Below are 4,869 nucleotides of genomic sequence, written 5' to 3' on the forward strand. Positions count from 1 at the left end.
TTCGGCCGATCCTCCCCCATGGAACGCCGGCCCGAGCCGGTTGGCGCGAGCTCTCGCCGCAGCGATTTCGACGACGACATTCCGTTTTAATCAAGGCTCAAGCAGCCTCGACGAGATCCGGGCTTCGGCCCGGATTTTTTCTTAAGCCTCGTGCTCTTCAAAACCCGGCAGGGTTCTTCTGTATGGCATGACGTGATTGCTGAGCACGCTCCATCTGACGAAGCTTGCGCGCCCGTTCCTGAAGCTCGTCCCGTGTGGGCCACCACCATCCCCTGCTCTCCCGCAATACGCGATCTTCCGGTTCACGGGCTACCTTCGTACGGTAAACCTCCTGCAAGGTTGGCATGCGCCACCGGGCCCAGACATAGTGGCTCGGATCGTCCTTGGCATGAGGATAGATGCTCCTGTCCAAGGCCTCGTCGATTACGTGGTCTTCAATGTCCTCGAACACCACGACACCCCATGCGAGTGTTGCAACCGGCCGCTCCAGCGGCGGGAGATCATCTCCTGGAACCGGGTAGCGCCTGCGGCGGCGCTCAGTTTGAACAGGACTGGCAGGCTCCAGGCCCTGTCTCTTCTGTTCTTCTCGCCGTCTTCTCCTCTCCGCAGGCTCGTTGCGGCGCGCCGCCTCCTCAATTAAGGGCCAGAGCCGGCGTAGCTCCTCATAGGACCGAAAGGGTACATGCCAAATCTTTTCGTCAGGATTCCAGTGCGCCCACGGAATCGAGCGAAGCGCTTCGACGATGGTGTGCGAGTAAGGTGTGCGGATCCTCAAGTCGTCGCCGACCTCGAGATATGGGCTTTCCAGAGGTTCGAAAAGATAAGCATCTCGCCCTTTCGCATCGGCGTGGCGGTCCAGGGTTTCGAGTTCCTGTGCCATCCAGGTGTTGAGCCGCTGCACAGCTGTTGTTCCGGGAACGAACCAGCCTTGCTCCTCTCCGCGCCAGCGCGCACGAGGAAAGGCCTCTCGGAACCGCCGAACAAGATCGCGATCATACGGGAAGGCTGCATAAGCTCCGGCACGCTCTTCATCGTTGGATGGAACGACCCGGAAGGCGGAGGCGATCTCCATCGAGAATCTCTGCTGTTGCCTCACATGAAATCTATGAGACAACTCAGGAAATTCCTGAATAGATCCGCGGCGTCTCGGGAAGGGACAACCGCGAGGACCGTGCCCTCGCTCTGTCGCTCGATGTGACTCACACCAGCCAGATTGCTGCGGCCGTGAAGCGGACTGAGGAGCGCTTCGGCGCCGTCGAGGTGCTCCTGAACAATGCAGGCTACAGCTATCAGTCCTCTATCGAGGAGGGCATCGATTCTGAAACCCGCGCGCAGTTCGAAACGAACGTGTTCGGCCCTGCAGCCATAACGCGGGCCGTGCTCCTCGGCATGCGCGCACGCCGCTAGGCCACATCATCAACATCTCCTCACAAGCTGGATTCATCGGCTTGGAGTGCTCCGGCTGCTGTGCCGCGGACCAACATGCGATGGAGGACGTCTCTGACTCCTTGTCCCGAGAAGTCGCTCCGCTCGGGATCAAGGTCAATTGCGTCGGGCCCGGCCCATTCCGCACCGGCCGGGCCGGCCGATTCATCAAGCAAACGCGCCCTGCAATCGAGGATCACCCAGCCACAGTGGGAGCGCGTCACGAGGCAAGTTCACGGATAAGCGGAAAGCAACCGGGCGATCCGGTCCGGGCCGTGCAAGCGATGGTCAAGATTGTCGATTCCGATAACCCGCCCAAGCACCCGGTGTGGGAAGTCTTGCCCTTGGCGGCATCCGGAACAAGCTGAAGGAGACGCTTACTGAAATCGACGCCTGGGCCGAAACCACTCGGAGTGCCGACTACCCAAAAGGCGAGCGCTGAGGCTTTCAAGATAGATCAGGCAGCCTGCCTGGCGGCGAAGAGACGGCTGCACGATTGAGTGCGCCTGCCTCGAATCCAAGGACCGGCCTTTCTGCGCCGTCTTCGCTCTTGCCAGTATGCCGGCGGGGCTTCTGCGAAGGCGCTCGCGGCGAGCCTAGGCGCGCTGCTTGGCCAGCTGCGGCAGAACGCCCGGCACTTTCATGCGCAGGCGGAAAATCGTCGCTGACGAGGCCAGGAAAAGATCTTTCCCGTCCCGACCACCGAAACAGAAATTTCGCGTGAGGTCCGGTGTTCTGATGACGCCAAGCACCTTTCCCTGTCCGTTGAGAACATGGACGCCGCCCGGACCGGTGCAATAGACATTGCCGCGGCTATCGACCTTCATTCCATCAGGCTTTCCAGGTTCGTCACCCGTGAGCTCTGCAAAAACCTCGCCGCCTGACAGGCTTCCATCGGCGTTGACGGTGTAGCGCCGTATATGGCGACGGTCGGTGTCGTTTATCAGAAGGGTTTGCTCATCGGGAGTGAGGCAGAGGCCATTCGGCTGCAAGAAGTCATCCGCAACCAGCGTCAGGACTCCGTCTGGATCGAGCCTGTAGACACCTTGAAACTGAAGCTCTCGGTCGCGCAGAACGCCCACACGTGGATTTGTTCGTCCATAATGTGGATCGGTGAACCAGATGCGATCGCGGCTATCGACAATAATGTCATTGGGGCTGTTGAGTTCTTTGCCCTTATAGTGGCTCACCAGCACGGTCACGCGTCGGCCGTCGCTTTCAATTCTAGACACGCAACTCGTTGCATGCTCGCAGGAGACCACACGCCCCTGCCTATCAATGAAATTGCCATTGGTGATGTTGCTCGGGCGCCGCAGAATGCTCTGCCCTTCAGCCTCCGACCAGCGATACACAATCCCGGCAGTCAAATCGGAAACCACGAGGAAGTTCTCGGCTGGATGCCAGATTGTGCCCTCACTGATGCCGCCTAGGCCAGTGATGACAGGCTCCAGTTCAGCATCTTCCTGAACAAGGTTGAGGAACGCCTGATCTCGCAGGTCGTACAACATCAGCTAGGTTCACTTTCCAAATACGGGAGCTTCGATTGTCTGAGAAGGATGGGCGGTCGCGCCTTGGCGCGACCGCGATGTGTCGATTTACGCCTTCAGGCGGACGTTCTCGAACTTGGGCTTGCCCGTCAGGTTCGGCCGGAAACCTTCTACCTTGTTGGAGAAAGCCGTGACATCATGCTGAACGGTGATCGGAACGCAGAGTGCATTATCCGAAACGAGCTTCTGCAGCTTGATGAAGGCTGCTTGCCGTTCAGGAATCGTCTGAGCGGTTTGCGTAGCGATCTGAGCCGCCGCACGCTCGGGCACCACATCGACCCGGCCGGCATTGACCACCGACTTGGGATCGAAGAGACGCTGGAAGACCTGACTCGGATCCGGGCGGCCGGTGAAGGCGCCCAGATAGGCATTGCCGCGCTTCTCGGTCATGAAGAGATTGGTGGAATCCGCCACTGAGGCCCTTTCGAAGCGGGTCTTGATGCCGACACGGCTGAACTGCTCGATGAGGATCTCCTGTCGCTGAACGGCCTTCTGATCGTTCCAGCCCATGGCAGCGAGCTCGAAGCCGCCCCCGACTCCCGCTTCGCGCAAGAGAGCCTTGGCACGATCAGGATCATAAGGATAGGCGCTCTTCAGACTGGGATCGCAGGCCCAGTGCTCCTTCGGCAGGAGCGTCCAGGCTCTCGATCTCGCTCACGAACTCCAGATGAGCGTGCCATTGGCGGAGAGCTTCATCCCCCTCTGTTCCAGCGGAGAAGCGGTTGTCGGTAAGCAGGCGGATCACACGGAGATCGCTCGCCTGGTCCACCCGAGACCCTGACCGTCCGTGAGCATGGAAACCCCGTTCATCGGTGAGCCCGCAGCGATACCTGGAAAAGCTGTACCGGTGGCTCCCGGCATTCTGCGCATAACGGCACCGAACAGCGGGCCCCTCACCTATCATGGCACCAACAGCTATATCGTCGAGACCGAGAACGGGAATGTGATCATCGATCCCGGCCCTGGCGATTCTGCACACGTCGAGGCACTGCTGAGAGCGGTGAGTGATAATGTCGCCGCCATGCTCATCACCCACGGCCACGGTGATCACACCGCCGCTGCACGCTTCATCCGATCAGAAACCGGTGCACCGGTTTACGGATTTGGAGACAGCATTGCAGAGGACCTTCATATTGATGGGCCGTTGGGGCATGGGGATGTGGTGCATGGCCTGCGCGTTCTTCACACCCCGGGCCATGCACCGGATCATCTTTGCTTCGCGACAGACGATGGAGTCTTGTTCTCAGGTGATCACGTCATGACCTGGTCGACTTCGGCGGTTTCACCACCGCGAGGCAAAATGGCGGATTATCGCAGAAGCCTCTTGCTTCTTCTCGAGAAAAACTATCGGCTGCTTCTTCCCGGCCATGGAGCTCCCAGCCGCGCCCCTGGCGAACTGATCAGGGCTCTGCTGGCCAATCGGATTGCCCGTGAACAGCAGGTATTATCCTGTGTAAGGGCTGGCGCAACATCAGCGCACGCGATCGCCGACCTCATCTACCAGAACCTGCCGAGCGAACGTCGAGGTCCAGCAGAGCGCACGATAGGAGCCTATCTGATCAGCTTGGCTGAGACTGGCGCGGTCCACCGAGTTGATGGACAGTGGATCCCGGCAACGACCCAGACTGCATGCTGCGGCTGAATTGATCTTACGAGAACCCGACTAAATTTTCAGGATGCTTGGCTTAAGCCACGCCAGCTCAATGGTTGGGAGGCCGCGGCCCATCCCTTCCGTTCTTCGATCCTAACGTTGATCAACGAAGCACCCGCGCGTCTTTTTGGCCGCAGCAAGCACCGCAGCTCCGGACGCGACGCAGCCGTCGGAGCGGATGGCGAACAGCAAAAGCGCTCTGCGCGATTGGCGTTGGCGCGCGCTCATCATCTGCGGGATCGCGGA

5 protein-coding genes and 1 pseudogene are annotated in these 4,869 nt (G+C 59.7%); 3 read left to right on the forward strand and 3 right to left on the reverse strand.

Annotated features, from left to right (window positions below):
* Positions 1 to 157 precede the first annotated feature (157 nt).
* A complete protein-coding gene (locus AA309_RS27470; protein WP_047192210.1) occupies positions 158 to 1,072 on the reverse strand; it encodes a hypothetical protein in 915 nt (304 codons plus the stop codon).
* Positions 1,073 to 1,194: 122 nt separating this feature from the next.
* Here AA309_RS27470 and AA309_RS32605 point away from each other — a divergent pair, with 122 nt between their 5' ends.
* On the forward strand, positions 1,195 to 1,407 hold the full coding sequence (locus tag AA309_RS32605) for an SDR family NAD(P)-dependent oxidoreductase (protein WP_052955043.1): 213 nt from the start codon (positions 1,195 to 1,197) through the stop codon (positions 1,405 to 1,407).
* A 41-nt stretch (positions 1,408 to 1,448) separates the two neighbouring features.
* Complete coding sequence (locus AA309_RS37895) at positions 1,449 to 1,793, forward strand: Rossmann-fold NAD(P)-binding domain-containing protein (protein WP_425286909.1); 345 nt, start codon at positions 1,449 to 1,451, stop codon at positions 1,791 to 1,793.
* A 228-nt stretch (positions 1,794 to 2,021) separates the two neighbouring features.
* Here the strand turns inward: AA309_RS37895 and AA309_RS27480 are convergent, their stop codons facing one another.
* The gene (locus AA309_RS27480; protein WP_047192211.1) at positions 2,022 to 2,933 is read right to left on the reverse strand and encodes an SMP-30/gluconolactonase/LRE family protein; all 912 of its coding nucleotides are present in this window, start codon (positions 2,931 to 2,933) and stop codon (positions 2,022 to 2,024) included.
* 87 nt (positions 2,934 to 3,020) lie between these two features.
* Positions 3,021 to 3,608: pseudogene (locus AA309_RS27485) on the reverse strand (ABC transporter substrate-binding protein); the annotation flags it as partial.
* Between the two features lie 157 nt (positions 3,609 to 3,765).
* Here AA309_RS27485 and AA309_RS27495 point away from each other — a divergent pair.
* A complete protein-coding gene (locus tag AA309_RS27495) occupies positions 3,766 to 4,614 on the forward strand; it encodes an MBL fold metallo-hydrolase (protein ID WP_047192213.1) in 849 nt (282 codons plus the stop codon).
* Positions 4,615 to 4,869 lie beyond the last annotated feature (255 nt).

Source organism: Microvirga vignae (assembly GCF_001017175.1).
Classification (GTDB): Bacteria; Pseudomonadota; Alphaproteobacteria; order Rhizobiales; family Beijerinckiaceae; genus Microvirga; species Microvirga vignae.

Coding starts and splice junctions, on each gene's coding strand:
- AA309_RS27480 (WP_047192211.1), bottom strand. CDS start 2,933: ATGTTGTACGACCTGCGAGATCAGGCGTTCCTCAACCTTGTTCAGGAA.
- AA309_RS27470 (WP_047192210.1), bottom strand. CDS start 1,072: ATGGAGATCGCCTCCGCCTTCCGGGTCGTTCCATCCAACGATGAAGAG.
- AA309_RS27495 (WP_047192213.1), top strand. CDS start 3,766: ATGGAAACCCCGTTCATCGGTGAGCCCGCAGCGATACCTGGAAAAGCT.